This is a genomic window from Frisingicoccus sp. (assembly GCA_016298055.1).
Taxonomy (GTDB): Bacteria; Bacillota; Clostridia; order Lachnospirales; family Lachnospiraceae; genus Frisingicoccus.
This window is the reverse complement of record JAEDDO010000003.1, coordinates 20,619-44,355: the sequence shown is the minus strand read 5'-3', so window position 1 is coordinate 44,355 and position 23,737 is coordinate 20,619. Positions and strand designations below refer to the sequence as shown.

24 protein-coding genes and 2 tRNA genes are annotated in these 23,737 nt (G+C 40.5%); 21 read left to right on the top strand and 5 right to left on the bottom strand.

Going from position 1 to position 23,737, the window contains the following annotated elements:
* Positions 1-106 precede the first annotated feature (106 nt).
* Together QZZ35_RS00910 and QZZ35_RS00905 are read right to left on the bottom strand one after the other, a co-directional pair.
* Positions 107-180, bottom strand: a tRNA-Pro gene (locus tag QZZ35_RS00910).
* 95 nt (positions 181-275) lie between these two features.
* Positions 276-1,292, bottom strand: a complete 1,017-nt coding sequence (locus tag QZZ35_RS00905) for a glycosyltransferase family 2 protein (protein WP_291235730.1) — start codon at positions 1,290-1,292, stop codon at positions 276-278.
* 173 nt (positions 1,293-1,465) lie between these two features.
* Here QZZ35_RS00905 and QZZ35_RS00900 point away from each other — a divergent pair, with 173 nt between their 5' ends.
* The 9 genes from QZZ35_RS00900 (at position 1,466) to QZZ35_RS00860 (ending at position 11,422) form a co-directional block, all read left to right on the top strand.
* Entirely contained in the window at positions 1,466-2,470 is a 1,005-nt protein-coding gene (locus tag QZZ35_RS00900; protein ID WP_291235729.1) for a glycosyltransferase family 2 protein, read from the top strand.
* Between the two features lie 44 nt (positions 2,471-2,514).
* Positions 2,515-3,303 carry an ABC transporter permease gene (locus QZZ35_RS00895; RefSeq protein ID WP_291235728.1) on the top strand — a complete coding sequence of 263 codons (789 nt, stop codon included), beginning with the start codon at positions 2,515-2,517 and terminating at the stop codon, positions 3,301-3,303.
* Between the two features lie 11 nt (positions 3,304-3,314).
* Positions 3,315-4,055, top strand: coding sequence for an ABC transporter ATP-binding protein (locus tag QZZ35_RS00890; protein WP_291235727.1), 741 nt, complete (start codon positions 3,315-3,317; stop codon positions 4,053-4,055).
* A gap of 17 nt (positions 4,056-4,072) precedes the next feature.
* Complete coding sequence (locus QZZ35_RS00885; protein WP_291235726.1) at positions 4,073-5,869, top strand: glycosyltransferase; 1,797 nt, start codon at positions 4,073-4,075, stop codon at positions 5,867-5,869.
* A 1-nt stretch (position 5,870) separates the two neighbouring features.
* Entirely contained in the window at positions 5,871-7,070 is a 1,200-nt protein-coding gene (locus QZZ35_RS00880) for a glycosyltransferase (RefSeq protein WP_291235725.1), read from the top strand.
* Entirely contained in the window at positions 7,043-8,008 is a 966-nt protein-coding gene (locus tag QZZ35_RS00875) for a glycosyltransferase family 2 protein (protein WP_291235724.1), read from the top strand. Before QZZ35_RS00880 ends, QZZ35_RS00875 begins: the two co-directional genes overlap by 28 nt.
* A 21-nt stretch (positions 8,009-8,029) precedes the next feature.
* The gene (glf, locus tag QZZ35_RS00870) at positions 8,030-9,127 is read left to right on the top strand and encodes a UDP-galactopyranose mutase (RefSeq protein WP_291235723.1); all 1,098 of its coding nucleotides are present in this window, start codon (positions 8,030-8,032) and stop codon (positions 9,125-9,127) included.
* A 39-nt stretch (positions 9,128-9,166) separates the two neighbouring features.
* A complete protein-coding gene (locus QZZ35_RS00865; protein WP_291235722.1) occupies positions 9,167-10,189 on the top strand; it encodes a LysR family transcriptional regulator in 1,023 nt (340 codons plus the stop codon).
* Positions 10,190-10,513: 324 nt separating this feature from the next.
* Positions 10,514-11,422, top strand: a complete 909-nt coding sequence (locus QZZ35_RS00860) for an aldose 1-epimerase family protein (protein WP_291235721.1) — start codon at positions 10,514-10,516, stop codon at positions 11,420-11,422.
* A gap of 44 nt (positions 11,423-11,466) precedes the next feature.
* Here the strand turns inward: QZZ35_RS00860 and QZZ35_RS00855 are convergent, their stop codons facing one another.
* A complete protein-coding gene (locus tag QZZ35_RS00855) occupies positions 11,467-11,628 on the bottom strand; it encodes a DUF1540 domain-containing protein (RefSeq protein WP_291235720.1) in 162 nt (53 codons plus the stop codon).
* A 289-nt stretch (positions 11,629-11,917) separates the two neighbouring features.
* Here QZZ35_RS00855 and QZZ35_RS00850 point away from each other — a divergent pair, with 289 nt between their 5' ends.
* From QZZ35_RS00850 to QZZ35_RS00805, 10 genes are all read left to right on the top strand, one after another.
* Positions 11,918-13,129 carry a L,D-transpeptidase family protein gene (locus QZZ35_RS00850; protein ID WP_291235719.1) on the top strand — a complete coding sequence of 404 codons (1,212 nt, stop codon included), beginning with the start codon at positions 11,918-11,920 and terminating at the stop codon, positions 13,127-13,129.
* A gap of 124 nt (positions 13,130-13,253) precedes the next feature.
* Positions 13,254-13,856 (top strand): GDSL-type esterase/lipase family protein, encoded by a 603-nt coding sequence (locus QZZ35_RS00845; RefSeq protein ID WP_291235718.1) that lies wholly within the window; start codon positions 13,254-13,256, stop codon positions 13,854-13,856.
* A 15-nt stretch (positions 13,857-13,871) separates the two neighbouring features.
* Positions 13,872-15,170 carry a pyrimidine-nucleoside phosphorylase gene (locus tag QZZ35_RS00840; RefSeq protein WP_291235717.1) on the top strand — a complete coding sequence of 433 codons (1,299 nt, stop codon included), beginning with the start codon at positions 13,872-13,874 and terminating at the stop codon, positions 15,168-15,170.
* Between the two features lie 75 nt (positions 15,171-15,245).
* A tRNA-Thr gene (locus tag QZZ35_RS00835) sits at positions 15,246-15,318 on the top strand.
* 65 nt (positions 15,319-15,383) lie between these two features.
* Positions 15,384-15,566, top strand: coding sequence for a DUF951 domain-containing protein (locus QZZ35_RS00830; protein ID WP_291235716.1), 183 nt, complete (start codon positions 15,384-15,386; stop codon positions 15,564-15,566).
* A 105-nt stretch (positions 15,567-15,671) separates the two neighbouring features.
* The gene (gene rpsF / locus QZZ35_RS00825) at positions 15,672-15,959 is read left to right on the top strand and encodes a 30S ribosomal protein S6 (protein ID WP_291234612.1); all 288 of its coding nucleotides are present in this window, start codon (positions 15,672-15,674) and stop codon (positions 15,957-15,959) included.
* 24 nt (positions 15,960-15,983) lie between these two features.
* Positions 15,984-16,424 carry a single-stranded DNA-binding protein gene (locus QZZ35_RS00820; protein WP_291234611.1) on the top strand — a complete coding sequence of 147 codons (441 nt, stop codon included), beginning with the start codon at positions 15,984-15,986 and terminating at the stop codon, positions 16,422-16,424.
* 45 nt (positions 16,425-16,469) lie between these two features.
* Positions 16,470-16,733 (top strand): 30S ribosomal protein S18, encoded by a 264-nt coding sequence (gene rpsR, locus QZZ35_RS00815; RefSeq protein ID WP_291234610.1) that lies wholly within the window; start codon positions 16,470-16,472, stop codon positions 16,731-16,733.
* 455 nt (positions 16,734-17,188) lie between these two features.
* A complete protein-coding gene (locus QZZ35_RS00810) occupies positions 17,189-18,871 on the top strand; it encodes an L-lactate permease (protein WP_291235715.1) in 1,683 nt (560 codons plus the stop codon).
* 205 nt (positions 18,872-19,076) lie between these two features.
* Positions 19,077-19,964 carry a MetQ/NlpA family ABC transporter substrate-binding protein gene (locus QZZ35_RS00805; protein ID WP_291235714.1) on the top strand — a complete coding sequence of 296 codons (888 nt, stop codon included), beginning with the start codon at positions 19,077-19,079 and terminating at the stop codon, positions 19,962-19,964.
* 91 nt (positions 19,965-20,055) lie between these two features.
* Here QZZ35_RS00805 and QZZ35_RS00800 read toward each other — a convergent pair whose 3' ends face one another.
* Both QZZ35_RS00800 and QZZ35_RS00795 read right to left on the bottom strand, forming a co-directional pair.
* On the bottom strand, positions 20,056-20,466 hold the full coding sequence (locus QZZ35_RS00800) for a C-GCAxxG-C-C family protein (protein ID WP_291235713.1): 411 nt from the start codon (positions 20,464-20,466) through the stop codon (positions 20,056-20,058).
* Positions 20,467-20,496: 30 nt separating this feature from the next.
* Complete coding sequence (locus QZZ35_RS00795; RefSeq protein WP_291235712.1) at positions 20,497-21,048, bottom strand: DJ-1 family glyoxalase III; 552 nt, start codon at positions 21,046-21,048, stop codon at positions 20,497-20,499.
* Between the two features lie 192 nt (positions 21,049-21,240).
* On the opposite strand from QZZ35_RS00795, the gene QZZ35_RS00790 reads away from it, so the two are divergent.
* Entirely contained in the window at positions 21,241-23,289 is a 2,049-nt protein-coding gene (locus QZZ35_RS00790) for a DHH family phosphoesterase (RefSeq protein WP_291235711.1), read from the top strand.
* Positions 23,290-23,736 (top strand): 50S ribosomal protein L9, encoded by a 447-nt coding sequence (rplI, locus tag QZZ35_RS00785; RefSeq protein WP_291234380.1) that lies wholly within the window; start codon positions 23,290-23,292, stop codon positions 23,734-23,736.
* Position 23,737: the final 1 nt, after the last annotated feature.

Below are 23,737 nucleotides of genomic sequence, written 5' to 3'. Positions count from 1 at the left end.
TGTTCTGTGAAAAGTATGTGGGGAAAATGTGAAAAAATTGTTAAAATTAATTTGTAGTAATAGAAAAATGCCTGGAACCCTGAGATTCCAAGCATCTTTAAAAGTGTCGAAGCGACGTGATTCGAACACGCGACCTCTGCGTCCCGAACGCAGCGCTCTACCAAACTGAGCCACGCTTCGAAGTACCACACTATTCTATATCTTTTTAAAGAAAAAAGCAACTGTTTTTTTCTATTTTGTGAAAAAAATTTTATATGATACCAGGTGAACACTTTTTAGAATACAAATTTAAAAATTCCGGCAATGAATCCGCATCCGTAGGACACATGAAGAAGAAAATGAACAAGCATCAGACGGAAACGGAGCATAGGCCCATCCTGTGTGTCTGCGTCTTTCAGGCTGAAAGATGCGGCCGCATCTAATCCAAAATAGAGACCGAGAATGCCAAGGTAGAGCTTTCGAATCCGTTTGGAGAAAACAGAGAGCAGTCCTCCCGGGATAAGAAACAGGACGAAAAGCATCGGGATAAGATGGGACATACGTGCCGGTCGTTTGTGTTTTTTGATGACAGCGACTTTCCAGAGTCCGTAGCCAAAGTACTGACGGATCAGGCCGGTGTAGGTATCTCTGGGATAGTAATAGCTTCTTATCTTTGGTGTGATAAAGATTTTGCCTCCGGCCTCAGAAATTTTGAAATTAAAATCGTCATCTTCGTTCAGAATAAGATTCTCGTCAAAAAGACCGACAGATTCAGCCGTGGATTTTTTAAAAGCACCGAAAGATACAGTGTCGCTGTATCCTTCATAGTCTTTAATATGCTGTTTGCCGCCGCCGAGAGCAAAGGAAGAATAATAGGCTGCAGCTACGGCGCGCTGTACCGGAGTCTTTCCTTTTACGATCGTTGGGCCGCCCACATTGTCGGCATCGGTTTTTAAGAGATACTCGATACACTTGGAAATATAGTCGGATGCAAACTCTGTATGAGCATCCAGACGGACAATATAATCACCTTTGGCAGCACGGATTCCCGTATTAACACCGCAGGAAATCGTTCCCTTTGGATTCTTCAGCATATGGATGTGATTGTATTTTTCCTGATACTCCATAATAATTTCCTCTGTGTCATCTTCAGAAGGGCTGACACAGAGAAGGATTTCAAGTCGATCGGCTGGGTAGTCCTGACTCAGGACAGAGTCCAGACAGGAACGGATATATCGATGTTCGTTTCGTACCGGAATGACCACTGTCACGAAAGGCAGGGCATTATCGGAAAAAGAATTTGTTGTTTTCATCATGCATACTCCTGATTTGTTTTATGAAATTTATTATAAAAGTATTATTGCCCGAAGTCAAATAGGAATATGCCAAAGCCTCATAGGTGGGTAATTCGTTGACAAACATGTATAAAAGCTTTAAAATATAAAAAAATGTCTACTATCATTTATTATAGAAAGAAGAACTTATTATGAATAAAAAGATATTAACAGTGGTTGTTCCGAGTTATAATGTGGAAGCCTATCTTGAGGAGACTTTGCTCAGTTTTGTGCATCCGGATATAATGGGGGATATTGAAGTATTGGTTGTCAATGACGGCTCTTCGGATCATACGGAGAAGATTGGTAAGTGGTTTGAAGACCATCATCCGGAAACTTTTCGTGTGATCACTAAGGAGAACGGAGGTCATGGATCGACGATCAACCGGGGAATCAGTGAAGCAAAAGGAAAGTATTTTAAAGTTGTGGATGGGGATGACTGGGTGGATACGGAGAATTTTCGCCGTCTGGTCAAATTGCTCAAACGTCTGGATGTGGACGTTGTGGGAAGTAATTATACGATGATAGATCATGAGACGCGCCGTCCGGCAAAGCTTCAGGAGAATCCCTTTGACGGATTGGAATACGGACGCGTCTATCATTTGGAGGACATCGCCGGCAAGACGAGCGTTCCGATGCATGCGATGACGATTAAGACAGAGCTGCTCAGAAGAATGAAAGTTAAACTGGATGAGCATATGTTTTATGTGGACATGGAATATATTACATTTCCGATACCATATGTAGATACATTTTTATTTTTTGAGCCATCCGTATACCGATACCGTCTTGGACTTCCGAACCAGAGTATGTCGATCAAAAAAATGCAGGATAATATGAAGAATCATCTTCGTGTGCTTTTACGGCTGGAGCGTTATGTGGAGCATATGTCCGGAAGACTGACAGAAGCGCAGCGTATTTATATAAATGATATTATCGGATGGATGATCGGAAGCCAGATGAAGATTTATATCAGTTTTCCTCTCAACAGCGGGAAATGGCAGGAAGCAAGGGCGCTGGATGCCTATATGAAGAAGCGCAATCCGGATGCCTGGAAAAGTGTGAAGAATAAAGCAGTATGGCTGCTCAGATATTCAGAATTTCTTCTTTTTCCTGCTGCCGTAGGCACATTTAAGTTTCGCCGCACATTATATTAGACTAAGGATAAAAAGAGTAAAGAAAGTATAAGGAGTTTAGGAGTATGGATCTGATGAAGGATCGGTTAAACACGTTTTTTAAGTACAAAGATTTATTGAGGGAACTTGTTGTCCGGGATTTGAAGTTAAAGTACCGGAGAAGTGTTCTCGGTTATCTTTGGAGTATTTTAAATCCCTTATTGATCATGATTGTAATGACAATCGTATTTTCGCATATGTTCCGTGCCGGAATTGAAAATTTCCCGGTGTATTTGTTATCCGGACAGGCGGTTTTTGATTTTATCAGAAATTCAACAACGATGGCTATGTATTCGGTATTGGATAACGGAGCACTGATTAAGAAAATTTATGTTCCGAAGTATATATTTACATTGTCTAAAATAACAAGTACCATGGTAGATTTTGTATTTACGTTGGGTGCGCTTGTTCTGGTTATGCTTGTTACACGTTCATCCTTCACACCATATCTTCTGGCAACACCGATCCTGGTACTTCAGGTGTATATATTTGCCTGCGGTATGGGCTTCATTCTCTCGGCGGCCAATGTGTTTTTCCGTGATATTCAATATATTTACGGGGCATTTCTTGTAGCATGGCAGTATGTGACACCGCTTTTTTATCCGATCGAGTTACTTCCGCCATGGCTGATAACGCTTGTACAGTGGCTGAATCCGGCATATTATTATGTGGAACATTTCAGAGATCTGGTTTTATACGGATGTTTCCCGTCAATGAGAGTATTTTTGGGCGGATGGGTTTTTGCTTTTATTATGTTGGGGGCCGGTCTGTTCGTGTTTAAGAAAACACAGGATCAATTTATCTTATATTTATAGGAGAACATGGGATGGAACAGGATTATGTTGTAGATATTGAGAATTTGACGATTCGGTTTAATCTGGCATCGGAGAAGATCAGTGATTTAAAAGAATATTTTATTAAGCTTGTAAAACGAGAATTAATGTTTCAGGAATTTCTTGCACTGCAGGATGTAACCTTGAAGGTCAGACGGGGGGAATCCTGGGGATTGATCGGTGTGAATGGTTCCGGAAAGTCGACGCTGCTGAAATCTACCTGCGGTATTTTAAAACCTTATAAGGGGAGTATTAAGATCAACGGCAATATTGCACCGCTTATTGAGTTGGGAGCGGGATTTGATTATAATATGACAGCTCGTGAGAATATCTTCCTGAACGGCACGGTGCTTGGACATTCAAGAAAATTTATGCAGGAGCACTTTGAAGAGATTGTGGATTTCGCAGAACTTCATGAGTTCCTGGATGTGCCGATTAAAAATTTTTCATCCGGTATGCAGGCACGTCTTGGGTTTGCCATTGCTACGATGGTTCGCCCGGATATTTTAGTGGTAGATGAGATTTTATCTGTAGGAGATTATCAGTTTCAGCAAAAATGCTATCGGAGAATGGAAGAGATGTTGTCCGGCGGTACGACACTGCTTTATGTGTCGCATGATATTGAATCTGTGCGTAAGCTGTGTGATCATGCCATCTGGCTGGATAAGGGACATGTTGTCAAAAGCGGTCTTGTAGAAGATGTCTGCAGTGAATACATGCAGGTCTACAGATAATAAGTTGAGGATAGTATATGATTTTACAAAAAATAGTATTTCCTGAAAGAAAGGATGGGACTGAGAAACTGTATTACAGGGGCAATGGTGTTCATACAGCAGCAGATGAAGACACCTTTGTTATGAATCAGAACGGCGTGATGGATATGATCACCTATTTTAATGGTTTTTCCGCAGGTAAATGGCGGAAATACACAAAAGTTACCCATCTTGATCTTACGATTGATTTTTGCGGGCATATATCTGTGTCTGTGTATCATAAGAAGAAAGTAGGCAGTACGATCGTTTCGCGGATCATTTACCGTATGGATGTGTCGTCAAAAGAGCGCACAAGTCAGACGATGTATATCGGCAGTCTGCCGTCAGAAGGGATTATTGGCTTTGTTCTGACATCAAAACAGGATAACAGTTGTTTTTTCGGGGGCTTTTACGGAACGAGGGAACGTCTTGATGTTAAAGATGTTCATATTGGAATCGGCATTTGTACGTTTAAGAGGGAAGCTTATGTGAAGCGGAACATGCAGATTCTTAAGGCGCAGATCCTTGATAACCCGGAAGCTTTATCGCGAGGACATTTTACTGTCTGCATTGCGGATAATGCACAGACGCTTACGAAAGAAACATTTGAACATCCGGATATACGGCTTGTAATGAATAAAAACCTTGGCGGTGTGGGCGGCTTTACCCGGACCATCATTGAACACATGAATGGCGAAAAAACTTTGACCCATGTGCTTTTGATGGATGATGATGCCATGATTTCTCCTGCATCACTGGAACGCACGTATACATTTTTGACTTTGTTGAAGCCCCGGTATGCGCAATACGTTCTGGGAGGTGCTCTTATTCGTCTGGATCAGCCGACAATTCAGCATGAAAGCGGTGCCCGCTGGAATAGAGGAGATATTCAGGCACTCAAGATGGATTATGATCTTAGCTGTGTGAAGGATATTGTTAAAAATGAGATAGAAGAGAGAGTGGAGTATACCGGATGGTGGTATTCGTGTATACCGGTTTCGCAGATTGAAAAAAGCAAGCTTCCTCTTCCGCTTTTTCTTCATCGTGATGATATTGAGTATGGGCTTCGGGCAGAAGGCTTTATTTTGTTAAATGGTATTTGTGTCTGGCATGAATCCTTCCAAAATAAATTGCCCGGAGTTGTTGAATATTATGATATTCGAAATATGGGAATTATTAATGCAATTCATTATGCAGATTATGATAAAAAGTCCTTTAAGAAACAGCTGTTTATTGCAGTAAGCAGTAATATAGGCAAGTACCGGTATAAATATGTGAGTCTGAACCTGAAGGGGGCAGTGGATTTTCTGAAAGGATACGAATGGTTTTCAAAAGCGGATACGATAGAAATCCATAAAGAACTTGCAAGGTACAATTATACATCCAGGCCGGTGATGGATTATGTCGGATATCACGGATTGGATAGAAATGATCTGGAAAATTATACAGAGGAAGAGGCTGTTCCGCCGCTCCTTGTCCGACTGTTCCGAATTGCTTCAATGAATGGCACATTCTTTCCGTCTAAAGGAAAGAAACCGGCGGTGGTCATTCCGTGGCCGAATATATATGAGCTGTATCGTAAAAAAGAAGTTATCTATGTTGATAATAACGGAAATGGCACAGGGGTAAAGCGAAGCAGGAAAAATCTCATTCGTGCCTATATTCAGCTTTTTAAAGTTTTTCGTATGATTGACCGGCAGTTTGATGATGCCTGTCGTGGGTACAGAGAAAACTATGATCAATTGATCAGCAGAGAATTTTGGAATAAATATTTGAATATAACTGAGGAGGATTAACATGGAAATACCAAAAGTTTCGATTGTAGTTCCAATATATAATGTGGAAAAATATTTACGTCAATGTCTGGACAGTATTATCCATCAGACGCTCAAAGATATTGAAATCATTTGTGTGGATGACGGATCTACAGATTCATCTCCGGAGATCATCAGAGAATACATGGCTAAAGACCCGAGAGTTAAAGTGATCACAAAACCAAACAGCGGTTATGGAAACTCTATGAACCGGGGCTTTGACATGGCAGAAGGAGAATATATCGGCATTGTGGAGTCGGATGATTATGCAGATCCTGAGATGTTTGAAACTTTATACCGTATTGCGAAAGAGAATAAACTGGATGTTGTTAAATCCGGGTTTTATTACTATTTCTCTGTACCAAAGGAAAAGAATGAAAAAGTTGAGATCGTGTCCAAAACAAGAGCAGGTGTAACTTTTTGCCCGGCAACAGATTTCAGGGCACCGATGGAGATGGTAGAATTCTTTAATATTAAGCCGACAATCTGGTCCGCGATCTATAGAAAAGATTTTATACGTGAATACAATATTCGGTTTAATGAAACGCCGGGTGCTTCTTTCCAGGATGCAAGTTTTAATTTTAAAGTTATGGCACAGGCAAAACGCGTACAGCTGATTCAGGATGCATTTCTCCATTATCGTCAGGATAATGAAAATTCATCGGTCAATTCTCCGGGAAAAGTGTTCTGCGTCTGTGATGAGTATGCGGAGATGCAGAGATTTCTCGATACAAACCCGATGAATCGTGGTGAACTTGAATGTGTATGTAAGCGTATCAAATACGATAGTTATATCTGGAATTTTAACCGTCTGGCTAAAAAATATAAATATTTGTTTTTAGAACGGGCTGCCGAAGAGTTCAAAGACGATTTTGAAAAAGGTACGATGAATCCACGGTATTTTGAAAAATACAAATGGGAGGATGTGAAAAAGCTGGTGGAAGATCCGATTGGATATTACACAGAAAAAGCTTTAAATCAGCCTGGATATTCAACAAAGGAACTGAGAGAGATCAAGAATTCCTGGTCCTATAAGATTGGACGTCTGGTGACATTTTTTCCACGTAAGTTTTTGGGAGGCATCCAGAGCATTAAAGATGATGGTGTTATCTATACATTTAAACTTGGATGCAAAAAGATTGCAGGAGGTTTATCATGGATAAAAGACCGAAAGTCTCGGTAATCATACCAATTTATAATGTTGAGAGCTATTTGAGCAGATGCCTTGAAAGTGTTGTGAATCAGACCCTTCTTGATATTGAGATCATCGGTGTCAATGATGGAACAAAGGATAACTCTGTTCAGATCATCCGTGAATATATGGCATTAGATCATCGGATTTCTCTTGTAGAAAAGGAAAACGGCGGTCTTGCTTCTGCCCGCAATGCCGGATTAAAGGTGGCTTCCGGAGAGATTGTTTTATTTTTGGATTCAGATGATTATCTTGCTGAAAATGCCTGTGAGCGTATTTATGAAGAATACCTGAATCATGGAGCCGATATTATTGTGTTTGGATCCACGCCATTTCCTGAGATTCCGGAACCGGATGAATGGGTTGTATGGAAATTGAACTGTCATGATATTTTTTATCCGGAATTTGAGACGGATGTTCTTTTTAAAGAACCATGCGGGCTTCCTTTTGCCTGGAACAGAGCTTTTGCAGGGGATTTCCTTGTGAAAAATCATTTGAAGTTTCCTGAAGATGTTCTGTTTGGTGAGGATATTGTCTTTTTGTTTGAGGCGACACCGCAGGCAAACAGTATTCAGTTTATTGAAGACAAACTACATTTTTATCAATGTTTTCGTCAGGGCTCACTTATGTTCCGATATAATGGCGAGATTGAAAAAAAGATGCGTCAGCATATACGGAATATGGGGATTATTACGGCCTACTGGTATAAAAGGGGTTGGATCGCTAAATGGGGAAAAGACTACTTTGAGTGGTTTATCTCATTTATTGTGCCTGATCTGATTCAGTATGAAGGCGAAAACAGAGATAAGCTTGCCAGAGCTGCATTAAAGATCATGAACCGGTATGGTGTAAATGAATGGAAGAAGAAGGCAAAGTTTGAATTTCGAGAGAAATACCGCCGCCTCATTCGGATGGCAAAGGTAAAATAGTAGATGATGGGAGGAGTTAGGGTGAAGTACGATTATTTAGTTGTAGGTGCAGGCCTTTTCGGATCGGTTTTTGCATATGAGGCAAAAAAACGGGGAAAGACATGTCTTGTGATCGATAAGCGGCCGCATATCGGGGGCAATGTTTATTGTGAAGAGATTGAAGGAATTAATGTGCATAAATACGGTGCACATATTTTCCACACATCGAATAAGAAAATATGGGAGTACGTCAATCAGTTTGCTGAATTTAATAATTATATCAATTCGCCGGTGGCTGTTTATAAAGATGAACTGTATAATCTTCCTTTTAATATGAATACTTTCAGTAAAATGTGGAATATTCGTACACCACAGGAGGCAAAAGATATTATAGCGGCACAGATCAGGGAACTTCATATTGAAGAACCAAAAAATCTGGAGGAGCAGGCACTTTCACTGGCAGGCCGGGATGTCTATGAAAAACTTGTCAAAGGCTATACGGAGAAGCAGTGGGGACGTGATTGTACAGAATTACCTGCATTTATCATTAAACGTCTTCCGCTTCGCTTCACATATGACAATAATTATTTTAATGACCGGTTCCAGGGAATCCCAATGGGCGGTTATACAAAAATCATTGAGAAGATGCTGGACGGCATTGATGTTCGTGTGAATACAGATTATTTTGAGTTTATTAAGGAGAATCCGTCTGTTGCCGATAAAATACTGTTTACAGGCATGATTGATGAATTTTATGATTATAAGCTGGGAGCGTTGGAATATCGCTCTGTACGCTTTGAAACAGAAGTACTGGACTGTGATAATTATCAGGGAAATGCGGTTGTCAATTATACAGAGAGAGAAGTGCCATATACACGAATCATTGAACACAAGCATTTTGAGTTTGGTACACAGGAAAAAACAGTGATTTCGAGAGAATATTCCTCCGAATGGAAGGTGGGAATGGAGCCATATTATCCGGTTAATAATGATCAGAATAATCAGTTGTTTGAGGAATATAAAAAACTGGCCGCAAAAGAAGAAAATGTAATTTTCGGAGGCCGCCTGGGAAATTACCAGTATTATGATATGGACAAGGTTATTGAAGCAGCACTTAATCTTGTTGAAAAAGAATTATAAAGTTATGCGGAACTGCTGAAAGAGGGCGGCAGTATCTGGATGTTTTACTGCAAAGGAGTGAAGCCATTGGATATTCGACAATTAGAGTATTTTGTGGAATTAGCCAAGACAAGAAATTTCCGTAAGGCATCTGAACACTTGCATCTGTCCCAGCCGGCATTGAGCAAGAGTATTCGCCTTCTGGAAGCGGAATTGAATACAGTCTTGATTGAACGAACAAATAAAAGTTTTGAGTTAACAGATACAGGTCAGGCATTACTGCAAAAATCCGTTTTTTTGATTCAGCAGTTTCAGGATATTTATAAAACAATTGAAGATGTACGCCTCTCAAATGAAGGAGAAATTAAAATTGGAATACCGAATATTTTAGGATATTTATGTTATTTTGATTTGATCTGTGATTTTCAGAAGAAGTATCCGGGGATACATATATCGGTTTCCGGTGAGGGAACAAAAGATATTAATGCGGCACTCAGCGAAGAACGCATTGATCTGGGATTGGGGATGCTCTCGGAAAATGTACCGATTGCGAGAAATCTGAGAGTTATACCATTGACTCACGATGAAGGCGTGATCGTTGCCAATAAGAGTAAAGCCTATGCGGCTATGGATACGATCAGTATCCGGGATATTAAGGATGAAAATTTTCTTCTTATAAATGAGCAGTATCTGCTTTATGATGATATTATGCAACTGTGCATGCAGGAAGGATTTACACCGAAGGTCATGGCCAAAAGCAGTCAGTGGGATTTTTTACTGAAAATGGTGGATTCGAATTTTGGCGTGTCCATATTGCCAAGACCGCTGATGGAAAAAAATCAACTGAGAAATATTAAGCCTTTGAAGATTAAAGAAGGTTTTAACTGGGATATCGGATTTTTTCTTTTGAAAAATCGACCGCTGACGCATGCAATGGATAAATTTATTGAATTTACCCGACAGTATTTGAGGGAGCATAAGGATTTTCATTATATATATTTTGCGGATACGCCTTTGGAATGGACTGGAAGATGGAAATCGGAAGAATCCAGAGAAAAGATAGAGGAAAATAAAGAAGAATAAATGTACCTGATGCCGGGAGTTTTGTTCCCGGCATCAGTTGCGTTAAGAGATAAAAAAAGAAGTATCACTCAGGCAAGGACGAAATTGAAGTGATGCTTCTTTTTGTATTGAGGGCTTTATGTAGGTTCCCAAAAATAATATAACCTTAGTTCTTATTATAGGCAGTTGGAGAAAAATGTAAAATACATATTTTTTATTATGATAATAACTTTTGGTTATCACGTGGAAAATTACTAAAAAAGTCCGTAAATCTGCATTGAGATATTATTTCTATTGTGATAAAATGTAAATAGTTTGAAACAATGTATGTCGGGGGTGGAATTGATGGGTCTTTTTAAAAGAAAACAAATGCCCCGTTTCTATCTTCTGAGGAATGGGGAACTTGTCGTCTATATCAATAATAAAGGCGCCGAACTCGTATCTGTTAAGGGTGTGGCGAATAAGACAGAATATATATGGAATGGTGATCCGGATTATTGGGAGCGTCGGGCTCCGATCTTGTTTCCTTTTGTTGGCTCTTTGAACGGTGAAACCTATCGTCATAACGGCAAAGAGTATCGTATGCCGAGACATGGCTTTGCCCATGATATGTTCTTCACTAAAAGTGCTGAAACAGAGGATCAGTTATGGTTTGTCCTTGATTCGAATGCTGAGACAAAGAAACAATATCCTTTCGATTTCCATTTGGCAGTATGTTACCGTTTGAGGGGACATTTTCTCCAAGTGAAGTGGGTAGTGACGAATAAAGATAAAGAAACGATGTATTTTTCAATCGGAGGGCATCCGGCTTTTCGATGCCCGTTGAAAGAGGATGAACGTCAGTCGGATTACTATCTGGGATTTGATATGGAAGGACGAGGTAATCCGAAATATCATACCCTTAACAGGAGAGGACTTTATAGTCCGCAGGAGTATGAGCTTCCGCTTGAAAAGGGACTTTATAGACTGAATGAAGGAACATTTCAGAAGGATACGATGATTTTTGAAAAACAGACAACCAGAGTATATTTGATGCGGCCGAATAAACGTCCTTATGTAACGGTTACTTCAGCTTCACCTATTATGAGTATCTGGTCGCCGTCAGATAAACATGCACCGTTTGTGTGCATTGAACCCTGGTATGGAAGCAGTGACGGAGAAGGATTTAATGGGGAATTGTCGGAAAAGGAGTGGATACAGAGCCTTTTGCCGGGAGAAGTATTTGAAGCCGCTTATTTTATTGAATTTTCATAAATTAAAAAGTGGGCAGCCGAAACTGCCCACTTATGATTTTTTTATCAGCCGCGGAAAATGAAAGATTCACAGTCTGTACATTCGATCTTTGTCGGATGGGTTTCATGGGTTCCAACTTTAATCTGATTTAATGTGCAGTAGTTTTCAGCCATGTCATGGTGTTTACATTCTTTGATTGAACACTGGATACATGAATTTTTACCCATAATTCAAACTCCTTTCAAATTTAAAAACTGTAAAGGTTTACAGACGTTAGTATGTGGTATTATTTGATTTTTATTCGAAAAAGATTGTAACAGATAAATTCTTTTGAATGCAGAAAGGCATAAAATGAGAAAAAAAGGAAAGATAATTATTACAGCGGGATGTATATTCTGCTTTTTGTGCATATGTTATATAGGTGTTTCGCTATATTTTTATCGGGTATTTTACCCGAATACATTTATTAACGGGATGGATGTTTCAGGACAGGATCCCTCTGAAGTACGAAAGTTAATGGAGGAATCACTCAAGGATTATGAAATCACAGTTGTGTCTGTTGACAGCGAAGAAGTAATCAAAGGCAGTGAGTTCGATTTTGAATATGAATATACTTCTGTTGAAGAATTAAAAAAAGAAGAGCAGGGATGGCAGTGGCCGTTAAAAATGTTTCGTAAAACCGACTATCAGGTCTCGCCGGATGCTAAGTGGAATCAGGCCAAACTGGATGAAAAAGTGAATCAGCTCCTATGCATGACTCAGGAGATGACAGCACCGAAAGATGCTTCTTTAACGATTAACGAAGAGGGTTTTCATCTTACGGAAGAAGTTGTGGGAAACACAGTGAAGAAGGATAAGGTTGAAGAGGCTGTAACGAAGACGGTCACTTCAGGAGAGACCAAACTGATTCTTGATGAAGAAGGATGTTATGAAAAACCTCAGGTTACGGTAAACTCTCCGGAGATCCAGGATCAGCTTAAGAAGGTGGATGAACTGTGTAATGCAGAAGTAGTCTATGATTTTCACGGTAACGAGGAGAAGATTGGAAAGGATCAGATTCGAAAATGGGTAAGAAAGGATGACGACGGAGAACTGTACGTATCCTGGGAGGCAGCTTATGACTATCTGGATAGTCTGGCAGACAAGTATGACACCGTTAATTCTTACAGAACCTTTCAATCCTCCAGAGGTTATGAGATCACTTTAGAGCCGGGATCCTATGGATGGGGAACGGATGTATCTGAGGAGACAGATCTTCTCATAGATGATATAAAAAATCATCGTGTGACAAGCCGCCAGCCGGCCTATTATATGACACCTTATGATTATCTGGATCCGAACTCTCCGGATGATATCGGATTTACATATATAGAGATTGATTTGTCCGGGCAGTATTTATGGTACTATAAAGACGGCTCACTGTTTTTGTCAACACCGATCACTTCGGGAACGATGAGCACCGGTCACGGAACACCTTCAGGTGTATACTACATTCATAACCGGCTTCAGAATACGATCCTCGTGGGCGATGATTATCGTCAGCCGGTAGATTTCTGGATGCAGGTCGTGGGCGGCGTCGGAATACATGATTCAAAATGGCGTTACAATTACGGCGGAACCGAGTATCTGAATAATGGTTCTCATGGATGCATCAATACGCCGTATGATGCAGTGCAGAGCCTTTTCTGGAATGTTGAGGTGGGAACACCGGTCATTATGTATTATTAAACCAATGGGGACGGAGTTTTTGGCTCACGTGAGTATATTGTTATTGTAAAACCGAAAAAAACATAGGGGACAATAACAAAGCCATAAACTCCGTCCCCATTGGTTTTTGTGAAAGGGGATACTTATGAGTATGTTGGATATGGTATGTCTTGGTGATAGTATTGTATATGGGTATGGTGTGGATTATCGGAATGCCTGGCCCTATCTGGCATCTGAACGTTTAGGATTGAGCATAATGAATAAAGGGGAAAATGGTGATACTTCAGCAGGGATGAATGCAAGATTCATGGAAGATGTTGTATGGAATCATCCGAAGGAAGTCTTCATCATGGCCGGGGCAAATGACATTCTTATGGGAACAGCATTAAGATACACGTGTGAGAATATTGACCTGATGATAGAGAAGGCATTGGCTGCGGGAATCATACCCATAGTGGGTATTCCGATTCAGGTGGATGGCGAGATGTTGAAAAAATGCTGGTACAGCTTTTTCAGTATTGAGGATACAATGAATTTGTTTCAAAAATACGGTGAATGGCTGCGTGGATATTGTCGGGAAAAGGGGATTTCCTATATTGATTTTCAAAACCTCTTTCCGGAATATATACGAAAACGGGGCATCGGACGTGCCTATCAGGACGGAGTTCATCCAACGCGTGAAGGTTATAGCGTTCTGGCAGATATATTTTGCGATGAGTATCAAAAGATGAAGGGAGTATGTGAATAAAGGAGGCGATTGAGTATGCGTTTTGTGGATATAATCGAGAAAAAACGATGGGGCGGTGAATTGACACAAGAAGAGATTCAATGGTGGATCACCCAATATGTTTCTGGAAATATTCCGGATTATCAGGTGAGTGCCTTATTGATGGCGATTACTTTAAAAGGAATGTCTGTCAGAGAAACACAACTGCTGACGATGGCGATGCTCCATAGCGGTGAAGTCATGGATTTATCGGGAATTGACGGCATTACAGTGGATAAGCATTCGACAGGTGGTGTTGGAGATAAGACGACGCTTGTTTTGGGGCCTATGCTGGCAGCCTGTGGTGTGAAAGTGGCAAAAATGTCAGGGCGAGGGCTTGGAGCAACGGGAGGAACACTGGATAAACTGGAATCGATAAGGGGATTTGACTGTTATCTGGAAAAGGATAAATTTATGAAGCAGGTAAAGGATATCGGTATTGCCATTGTCGGACAGACAAAGGATCTTGTTCCTGCCGATAAAAAGCTGTATGCCCTGAGGGATGTGACCGGTACGGTTATTTCTGTACCGCTTATTGCTTCCAGTGTGATGTCTAAAAAGCTGGCAGCAGGTGCACAGATTATTGAACTGGATGTCAAATGCGGGGACGGTGCATTTATGAAGACACCGGAAGATGCAGAAATACTGGCAGATATGATGATTCGACTCGGAAAGGCCTGCGGCAAAAAGGTCAGTGCAATGATAACAGATATGAATGAGCCGCTGGGAATGGCAATCGGCAATATGCTTGAGGTCAAAGAGGCCGTAGAGACGCTACGGGGACGGGGACCAAAAGATCTCACAGAACTTGTTCTTACGGGAGGAGCATCAATTCTTGTAAATGCGGATATTGCCTTAGATATGGATGATGGACGGAGAAAAATGTCAGAGGTGATTGCAGACGGAACAGCTTTTGAAAAGTTTAAGGCTATGGTAAAAGCTCAAAACGGTGATGTGGCTCAGATAGAAAATCTGGACATGTTTCCTGAGGCTTCTTTCATAACACCGGTTAAGTCAGAGAAAACAGGTTTTGTTTGTGCAGAGAGAGCCTGGGAACTTGGAAGGCTTGCTATGGAAATCGGGGCAGGAAGAGCAGATAAGGAAGATGTGATTGAACCGGAAGTCGGAATTGTACTTGAAAAAAAGACAGGAGATTTTGTAGAAAAAGGGGACGTGCTGGCATGGGTACATCATAATCGGCCGTTGGAAAACGGGTGGAAGGAACGGATGTATGCCGCGTTTGATATTAAAGATGAACGGGTGTCGGGAAAACAGTTGATCTATAAAATTATGTAAGAAATCCGCGATAAGAAATAAATATTAAGATTAGTACTGGACAAAATATATTAATTTGGTATAATAGAAAAGCAGGCTACTGTGGCTCAGTCGGTAGAGCGACGCACTCGTAATGCGTAGGTCAGGGGTTCGATTCCCCTCAGTAGCTCGCTTTTTTTATACAAAAAAGTCGAAATACTGAAGAGTGGATCATTATCTGGGAGATGTGTTTGGATGGATATTCAGGTTGGAGATATTGTAAAATTAAAAAAGAAACATCCGTGCGGAAGTTTCGAGTGGGAAGTGTTAAGAGTAGGTGCTGATTTCCGGCTCAGATGTGTTGGATGTGATCACCAGATTATGATTTCACGTAAAATTGTAGAAAAAAATATTAGAAATTTAAAAAGGGGCTTGTAACAAGTCTTTTTTTATGTTATCATATCGACTTGTGATATGTTTTTAAAATTTCCTTGCTCTTTGCCTGGAGCAAAGGGCCAGAAGACCAGAAGGAGGTGCAGCAGCATGAAAAAGTACGAATTATGCGTTGTTGTTACAACTAAGATCGAAGACGAAGAAAGAGCTGCAACAATTGAAAAAGTTAAGGCTATTATCGAACGTTTCGGTGGTAATGTGACAAACGTAGATGAATGGGGTAAGAGAAAGTTAGCTTACGAAATTCAGAAGATGAAAGAAGGCTTCTATTATTTCATCACTTTCGAATCTGATTCTAATTGTCCAAATGAAGTTGAACAGCGTGTTCGCATCATGGAAAATGTAATTAGATATTTATGCATTAGACAGGACGCTTAATTTCAGAAAGAGGTGTAAGTCTAAATGAATAAAGTTATTTTGATGGGAAGATTAACAAGAGATCCTGAAGTACGGTATTCTCAGGGCGAACGTCCGACAGCTGTTGCCAGATATACACTGGCTGTAAACCGGACATTTAAAAGAGCGGGAGAGCCGGATGCGGATTTTATTAACTGTGTTACTTTCGGACGCAGTGCAGAATTTGCAGAAAAGTATTTCAGACAGGGTATCCGAATCGTTGTATCCGGAAGAATCCAGACAGGCAGTTATACGAATCGTGATGGCGTGAAAGTCTATACGACAGATGTCATTGTTGAGGAGCAGGAATTTGCAGAGAGCAAAGCAGCCAGTGAACAGTCAGCATCCGCTTATGGTGCGCGTCCGGCAGCAGCTCCAAGTGCGCCGGTAGGCGATGGATTCATGAATATTCCGGATGGTCTGGATGAGGAATTGCCTTTCAGCTAAATGTTAGATTCCATAAATTAGAATTAGGATTAGGAGGTTATGATCATGGCATTCGATAGAGAAAAAAGAAACGATTCTCCAATGAAGAGACGTGGTGGACGCAGAAGAAAAAAAGTTTGCGTTTATTGTGCAGATAAAAACGCTGTAATTGATTACAAAGATGTAAATAAATTAAAAAGATATATCTCTGAAAGAGGTAAAATTCTTCCTAGAAGAATCACAGGAAACTGTGCAAAACATCAGAGAGCACTTACAGTTGCTATTAAGAGAGCAAGACATATCGCACTTATGCCTTATATCGTAGAGTAATTGGCATATTTTATAATGGGAAAATCGAGAGAGGTTTCAGACCTCTCTCTTTTTATATTGAAAAATATAGTTAAAAAAATAACAAAAAGTGCAAAAAAGATTGTGTAATATGGTCTGACCAATAGAAAAATATTCGCTTAATGGTTCGACCAATGATTCGGAAAATGACAATGTGCATAAAAATATGTGCAATAATACATAAAAAAATGCATAAAAACATACTTAATGCACAAACAAAAATGGAAAAAACTTATAAATAAAATATTAAAAAAATATAAAATGATACAAGTTTAACAAAATATAATAAAATTAAATAAAAAAATTATGCTATTTGTATAAAAATCTATTGACGAAACGGAAAGATTGTAATATTATTAACATAAACATAAATAGGAACTCGTGAACATAGTAACTCCTGAGTGGGGTTGAGGAGGGGTTAAAAAGGAGGATTTTACATGTATGCTATAATCGCGTTTATACCCATTATTGTTACTATCATCGTAATGGCCGGATTTAACTGGCCGGCTAAGATCGCACTTCCGCTGGCATGGCTTATTACAGCTATTGTTTGTTTTGCAGCATGGAAGATGGATATTATTACAATCGCAGCACAGACGATTGCAGGTTTCTTAGGTTCTATTGATACCATCGTTATTATCTTTGGTGCCATCCTGATTATGAATACGTTAAAACAGTCAGGTGGTATGGGTGTTATCAACCGTATGTTTACAAACGTAAGTGATGACCCTCGTATCCAGATGGTTATCATCGGATTCATGTTTGGTGCATTTATCGAAGGCGCTGCCGGATTTGGTACACCTGCAGCTCTTGCAGCTCCGTTGCTGATCGGATTAGGTTTCCCACCACTTTGTGCAGCAATGTGTGCATTGATTCTTAACAGTACACCTGTTGCTTACGGTGCTGTTGGTACACCTACGAATACAGCATTTAACATGGTAAGTTCCGAACTTGCAGCAGCAGGTATCACAGACAATGAAGCATGGAAATTAGGTCTTACAAAGTGGGTTGCTATTCCTAGTGCAATTATTTGTCCGATTATCATCTTTATCACTGTATTTATGATGATTAAGATGTTTGGTAAAGACAAATCCACAAAATATGCAATTGAAGTTATCCCATACATTCTGATGTCTGCAGTTGCATTCTGTATTCCTTATTTGATTTGTGCAGCTTTCCTTGGACCGGAATTCCCATCTCTGATCGGTGCTCTGATCGCATTGGTTATCTGTGTTGTTGCAGCACAGAAGGGTATTTTAGTTCCGAAGTCCAAATTTGAATTCCCGGAACGTTCCACATGGGCAGATTACTGGAAATCTACACAGGATGTTAAAGAAGATGAATCTATGAAGGTTCAGACAACAATGTCTCCTGTTATGGCTTGGGTACCATATGGTATTATCGCTGTTATCCTTGTAGTAACACGTATACCACAGATCGGTATTAAAGGTATTTTGAATGTTACAACAGCTCCATGGGCAATTTCTATCAGCCATATCTTCGGTGTAGAAGTTAACTGGGCATGGAAGTGGGCATGGAACCCGGGTGTTCTTCCATTCATCCTTGTTGCATTGTTGATCATTCCTCTGCATAAGATGAAAGGCGAACAGGTTAAGGCAGCATGGAAGACAACATTCTCTATGGTTGGCGGTGCTGCAATCGCATTGTTATTCGGTATTGCGATGGTTCAGTTATTCAAGATGTCCGGTGCGCAGTTCAACAACAGCGGTATGGACAGTATGCTGATCGTTATGGCTAATGGTTTAGCTGATCTCTTTGGTAAAGCATATATCATCGTTGCACCAATCATCGGTGTTATCGGAGCATTTATCTCCGGTTCCGCAACTGTATCCTGTACATTGTTCTCTACATTACAGTATGCAGCAGCATTAAGACTTGGTCTTCCTACAATGCTCATTCTTGCTATGCAGGTTATGGGTGGTGCTATGGGTAACATGGTATGTGTAAATAATATCGTATCCGCTTGTGCAACTTGTGGTACAATCGGTGCAGAGGGACGTTTAATGAGATCGAATGTAGTTCCTTGTCTTATTTATGCAGCACTCACAGTTCTGATTCTCGGCGGATTAATTTTAGCAGGATTTAATCCAATAGCATAAATTTGATTTTGCTTAAATAAAAAGCTATAATTGAATATATATTAGGGGCCCCCTGAGATTTAACCCCAACCTCAGGGGGCTTCTGCTTTGAGAAAAAACGGGTGAATAGAAAAGATTGTAAAAAGACTTGACAAATATAGAAAAATATCCTATCATACAAAACATAGCGGATGAGTATGATTAAATAAGAAAGGAAGAGAGAACTATGAAAAAAGGATTAGCATTCGTACTTACAGCAGCCTTCTGCCTTGCAGCACTGACAGGATGCGGAAGTTCAAAAACAGAAACAAAAGCCGCAGAAACAAAGGCAGAGACAACAGCAGAAACACAGGCAGCTGAAGAAACACAGGCATCAGGAGAAACGACAAAACTGACAGTTGCAGCTTCCCCTACACCGCATGCAGAAATTTTAAATGCAGCGAAAGATATTTTAAAAGAAAAAGGTATTGAACTGGAAGTTGTTGAATTTACAGATTACGTTCAGCCGAATAAAGTTGTTGATGCTGGTGACATTGATGCAAACTATTTCCAGCACACACCATATCTTGACAACTTTAATGAAGAGCAGGGAACAAAGCTTGTTTCTGCAGGTTCTATTCATTATGAGCCTCTGGGAATTTATCCTGGAAAATCCAGCGATCTGTCCAATATTCAGGAAGGTGCGGAGATTGCCGTTCCAAATGATGCAACAAACGAAGCAAGAGCATTACTCCTTCTTGAAGCAAATGGCATCATCACATTAAAAGAAGATGCCGGATTAAATGCAACAGTTAATGATATTGCAGAGAATCCTTACAATGTAGTTATCGTCGAACTTGCTGCAGAGCAGGTTGCAAGAGCAGCAGAGGATGCAGATTTCCTTGTACTGAATGGAAACTATGCACTTCAGGCAAATTTCAGTGTTGAAAAAGATGCTCTGGCAAAAGAAGAAGCAGATTCTGAAGCAGCACAGACATATGCGAATATTGTAGCTGTTCGTGAAGGTGATGAAACAAGAGCTGACATTCAGACACTTATTGAAGTGTTAAAGAGCGATGACATTAAATCCTTTATCGAATCTACTTATGAAGGTGCTGTATTACCAGTTGAATAATGGTGAGCTAAGGAAAAGGGATTTTGACTAAAACATTATAATAATAAAGCAGGGACGGGTTCTGTTAGTGGATCCGTCCCTGTTTTATCATTTATCCTAAATGTAAAATATCTTCAACAATAAGTGCTGCGTCCTCGATACATCCATTGCAGGAACGAAGGACCTTGCCTTTATCGGCGCCTTTTAATTCTCTGCATATGGTAGCGCCGTTTTTGGCCTGAAAATTATTCATGATAGCTGCAGACAGCTTGTAAGTATCTCCTTTTGAATCAGGATGATCCAGATTCGCTGTACTGTTTTTTAGACCGGCAAGAATAACGGCTCCGGTAACAGCGCCACAAGTGCCGTCCATACATCCCATGCCCAGGCCGAAAGCTTCGCCTATTTTAAACATATCTTCCTCTTTGATACCTACCAGATCACAGTAGGCACAGGCTACAGACTGGCAGCAGTTATAGCCTTTTGAATGGTTTTCAAGTGCTTTTGAAACTCTGTCTGACATATGATTTCTCCTTTGTAAAAGTGATTTTGATTAAGCGGAATAAATAACTTCTTTTTTGACAGCATCCGATACAGCTCTGTCTTTGAGCAACGCGATCAGTTCACCTGCAAATTCGATGGCAGTTCCGAGACCTCGGCTTGTAATAATATGTCCGTCAACCACGGCAGGGACCGCAACATAATCTGCACCGATCAGATCCTTTTCAAAGCCGGGATAGCACGTTGCTTTGCGATTCTCAAGAAATCCCAGATGTCCGAGTACCATCGGAGCTGCACAGATGGCACCGATATATTTTTCTTTGGAATAAAAATCGCGAAGGAGTTCTTTGAGAGGTTCACAGGAATTTAAATTACATGTTCCGGGAGCACCTCCGGGAAGAACGAGCATATCTGTGTTTGAAAAATCCATAGTACGCATAAGTGAATCTGCTGTAATTGTAATACCATGGGCTCCTGTTACATTTAAGGACTCAGTGATTGAGACCATAGTGATCGGAATATTGACACGGCGCATCAGATCAACAACAGTTAAAGCTTCAATTTCCTCAAAGCCCGGAGCGAAAAAAATACATACTTGACTCATTTTGGTCACCTTCCTTTTCTTATTTAAATATCAGGATAAGGATGTTCTGAACCTGATATTGTGTACAGGTAGAGTATACCATAAAATCTTAATCGGAGAAAAGTATTTACCAGAAGATACTAAAATGATATAATACATGATAAAGTTGCTTTATCTGTGTTGTGAGAATTGATCAGAAAAAGAGGTAATATAATGAGGAATGATATGGAAGTCAAAGGCCGTTTAAAATGGTATCTGCGATGGCCGATCATACTGAACATCATTGTCGGAATCATGACACTTGGTGTTGTCCTTATTGATCACAAAGCCGGGGGGCTTATGGGTGTATTCTTTCTTGTACATCTTATTTTTTCAGTTGTTGTTTCTTTTTATTCGAAACCGGCAATTATGGAAGAGTTGATTAATTTTGGACTGCAGTACGGGCAGATACAGAAAAAACTCCTGCATGAACTGGAAATACCCTATGGCGTATTGGACAGTTCCGGAAAGATGATGTGGGAGAATGACGCACTGACAAAATTAGTAGGTAATGTTACAGTGCATCGCAATATTCAGAGCATTTTTCCTTCGGTGAATCTCAAGAAGATTCAGGAGATGGAGGAGAAGTGTTGTATTGAAGTTATACATGAGGAACGTATTTACAGGGCAGAGTTTTGCCGTATGCATGTGGAAGATTTTTCCGAGCATAATGATATGGTGGTGTTTGATCATCCGGAGAATGTTCTGATTGCCATGTTCATGTTTGATGAGACGGATATTCGTCGTTACATTCGTGAGAATCAGGAACAGAAGCTTGTTGCGGGAATTATTTTTATTGATAATTTTGAGGAGGCCATGAGCAGTACGGAAGAAGTACGGCGTTCGCTTCTGGCAGCTTTGATCGAACGTAAGATAACAAAATATATGCAGTCCTACGACGCGATCATTACGAAGGTTGAGAAAGACAGATATACCTTTGTTATTAATCATAAACATATGTCAGCCATTCAATCCAGCAGGTTTTCCATTCTGGATGAGGTGCGTGAGATCAACATTGGTAATGAAATGTCGGTTACATTGTGCATCGGTGTGGGAATGAATGCTATTTCCTATGGACAATCTTATACGTGGGCCCAGAATGCGATTGACCTTGCTCTGGGACGCGGCGGTGATCAGGCTGTCGTAAAGGCCGGTGATAAGATTTCTTATTATGGCGGTAAGACAAAACAGGTTGAGAAAGGAACGCGTGTTAAAGCGCGTGTTAAGGCCCATGCTCTGAAGCAGATTATTATGGGAAAAGATCAGGTTGTGATCATGGGACATAAGATCGGTGATGTGGATTCTTTTGGCTCTGCAATCGGTGTATATCGTGCTGCGAAAACTTTGAATAAACCTGCACATATTGTTATCAATGAAGTTACAACATCTGTCCGTCCGATTATTAATAATTTTAAGAATAATCCGGATTATGAACCGGATATGTTTCTGAAAAGCAGTGAAGCGGCATCCATTATCAATATGGAGACGGCCCTCATTGTTGTAGATGTCAATCGTCCGTCTTATACAGAGGGACCTGAACTTTTGAATCGTACGAAGACGGTCGTTATACTCGATCATCATCGTCAGAGCAGCGAGTCCATAGAAAGCCCTGTCCTGTCTTATATTGAGCCTTATGCGTCTTCTGCGTGTGAGATGGTTGCGGAAATTCTGCAGTATATTGCAGACGGCGTGAAACTCCGGCCGATTGAAGCAGATGCCATGTTTGCCGGATTGATGATCGATACGAATAATTTTTCAAGTAAGACGGGTGTTCGTACATTTGAAGCTGCTGCATTTCTTAAAAAGAGCGGGGCGGATATTACCCGTGTTCATCTGGCATTCAGAGACAGTATGGAGATTTATCGTGCACGTGCAGAGGCGGTGCGGCATGCGAGTATGGACAATGGCATGGCTTATGCAGTATGTCCTGCGGAAGGACTTGAGAGTCCGACGATTGTCGGAGCTCAGGTTGCGAATGAGCTTCTGAATATTACAGGTATTCGGGCATCATTTGTATTTACGCGTGTCAAGGATACCATTTATGTCAGTGCGCGCTCGACGGAGGGCACAGACGGTTTGAATGTACAGCTTGTTATGGAGAGAATCGGCGGCGGCGGTCATGGAACGATTGCCGGAGCACAGATTCAGAATATGAGCGAAAATCAGGCAATGGCTTTGGTTAAACGGACAATTTTAAATATGCAAAGAGAAGGAGCGATATAGATGAAAGTTATATTATTAGAAGATGTAAAAGCGCTTGGAAAAAAAGGTGAACTTGTAGAGGTTAATGAAGGCTATGCAAGAAACTTTATTTTGAAGAAAAAACTTGGATTAGAGGCAACAGCTAAGAATTTGAACGATCTCAAGCTTAAAAAAGCGAATGCGGAGAAGGTTGCCAAAGAACAGTTGGAAGCTGCAAAAGTTTTTGCGGAAGAATTGAAAGAAAAAGTTGTTACTGTAAAGATTAAGACAGGTGAAGGCGGAAGAGTCTTTGGTTCTGTATCTACAAAGGAGATAGCTGCAGCGGCAAAGAGTCAGCTTAACCTCGATATTGATAAGAAAAAATTAAATCTTCAGGAACCGATCCGTATGGTGGGAACCGTTATTGTTCCATATAAAGTTCATCCGCAGGTAACAGGTGAATTGAAAGTGAAGGTAGTGGAGGCCTGAT

Bases quoted from the DNA above. Each gene is read 5' to 3' on its own strand.
- QZZ35_RS00905 (WP_291235730.1), bottom strand. From the start codon at position 1,292: ATGAAAACAACAAATTCTTTTTCCGATAATGCCCTGCCTTTCGTGACA.
- QZZ35_RS00900 (WP_291235729.1), top strand. From the start codon at position 1,466: ATGAATAAAAAGATATTAACAGTGGTTGTTCCGAGTTATAATGTGGAA.
- QZZ35_RS00895 (WP_291235728.1), top strand. From the start codon at position 2,515: ATGGATCTGATGAAGGATCGGTTAAACACGTTTTTTAAGTACAAAGAT.
- QZZ35_RS00890 (WP_291235727.1), top strand. From the start codon at position 3,315: ATGGAACAGGATTATGTTGTAGATATTGAGAATTTGACGATTCGGTTT.
- QZZ35_RS00885 (WP_291235726.1), top strand. From the start codon at position 4,073: ATGATTTTACAAAAAATAGTATTTCCTGAAAGAAAGGATGGGACTGAG.
- QZZ35_RS00880 (WP_291235725.1), top strand. From the start codon at position 5,871: ATGGAAATACCAAAAGTTTCGATTGTAGTTCCAATATATAATGTGGAA.
- QZZ35_RS00875 (WP_291235724.1), top strand. From the start codon at position 7,043: ATGGATAAAAGACCGAAAGTCTCGGTAATCATACCAATTTATAATGTT.
- QZZ35_RS00865 (WP_291235722.1), top strand. From the start codon at position 9,167: ATGTTTTACTGCAAAGGAGTGAAGCCATTGGATATTCGACAATTAGAG.
- QZZ35_RS00860 (WP_291235721.1), top strand. From the start codon at position 10,514: ATGGGTCTTTTTAAAAGAAAACAAATGCCCCGTTTCTATCTTCTGAGG.
- QZZ35_RS00855 (WP_291235720.1), bottom strand. From the start codon at position 11,628: ATGGGTAAAAATTCATGTATCCAGTGTTCAATCAAAGAATGTAAACAC.
- QZZ35_RS00850 (WP_291235719.1), top strand. From the start codon at position 11,918: ATGGAGGAATCACTCAAGGATTATGAAATCACAGTTGTGTCTGTTGAC.
- QZZ35_RS00845 (WP_291235718.1), top strand. From the start codon at position 13,254: ATGAGTATGTTGGATATGGTATGTCTTGGTGATAGTATTGTATATGGG.
- QZZ35_RS00840 (WP_291235717.1), top strand. From the start codon at position 13,872: ATGCGTTTTGTGGATATAATCGAGAAAAAACGATGGGGCGGTGAATTG.
- QZZ35_RS00830 (WP_291235716.1), top strand. From the start codon at position 15,384: ATGGATATTCAGGTTGGAGATATTGTAAAATTAAAAAAGAAACATCCG.
- rpsF (WP_291234612.1), top strand. From the start codon at position 15,672: ATGAAAAAGTACGAATTATGCGTTGTTGTTACAACTAAGATCGAAGAC.
- QZZ35_RS00820 (WP_291234611.1), top strand. From the start codon at position 15,984: ATGAATAAAGTTATTTTGATGGGAAGATTAACAAGAGATCCTGAAGTA.
- rpsR (WP_291234610.1), top strand. From the start codon at position 16,470: ATGGCATTCGATAGAGAAAAAAGAAACGATTCTCCAATGAAGAGACGT.
- QZZ35_RS00810 (WP_291235715.1), top strand. From the start codon at position 17,189: ATGTATGCTATAATCGCGTTTATACCCATTATTGTTACTATCATCGTA.
- QZZ35_RS00805 (WP_291235714.1), top strand. From the start codon at position 19,077: ATGAAAAAAGGATTAGCATTCGTACTTACAGCAGCCTTCTGCCTTGCA.
- QZZ35_RS00800 (WP_291235713.1), bottom strand. From the start codon at position 20,466: ATGTCAGACAGAGTTTCAAAAGCACTTGAAAACCATTCAAAAGGCTAT.
- QZZ35_RS00795 (WP_291235712.1), bottom strand. From the start codon at position 21,048: ATGAGTCAAGTATGTATTTTTTTCGCTCCGGGCTTTGAGGAAATTGAA.
- QZZ35_RS00790 (WP_291235711.1), top strand. From the start codon at position 21,241: ATGAGGAATGATATGGAAGTCAAAGGCCGTTTAAAATGGTATCTGCGA.
- rplI (WP_291234380.1), top strand. From the start codon at position 23,290: ATGAAAGTTATATTATTAGAAGATGTAAAAGCGCTTGGAAAAAAAGGT.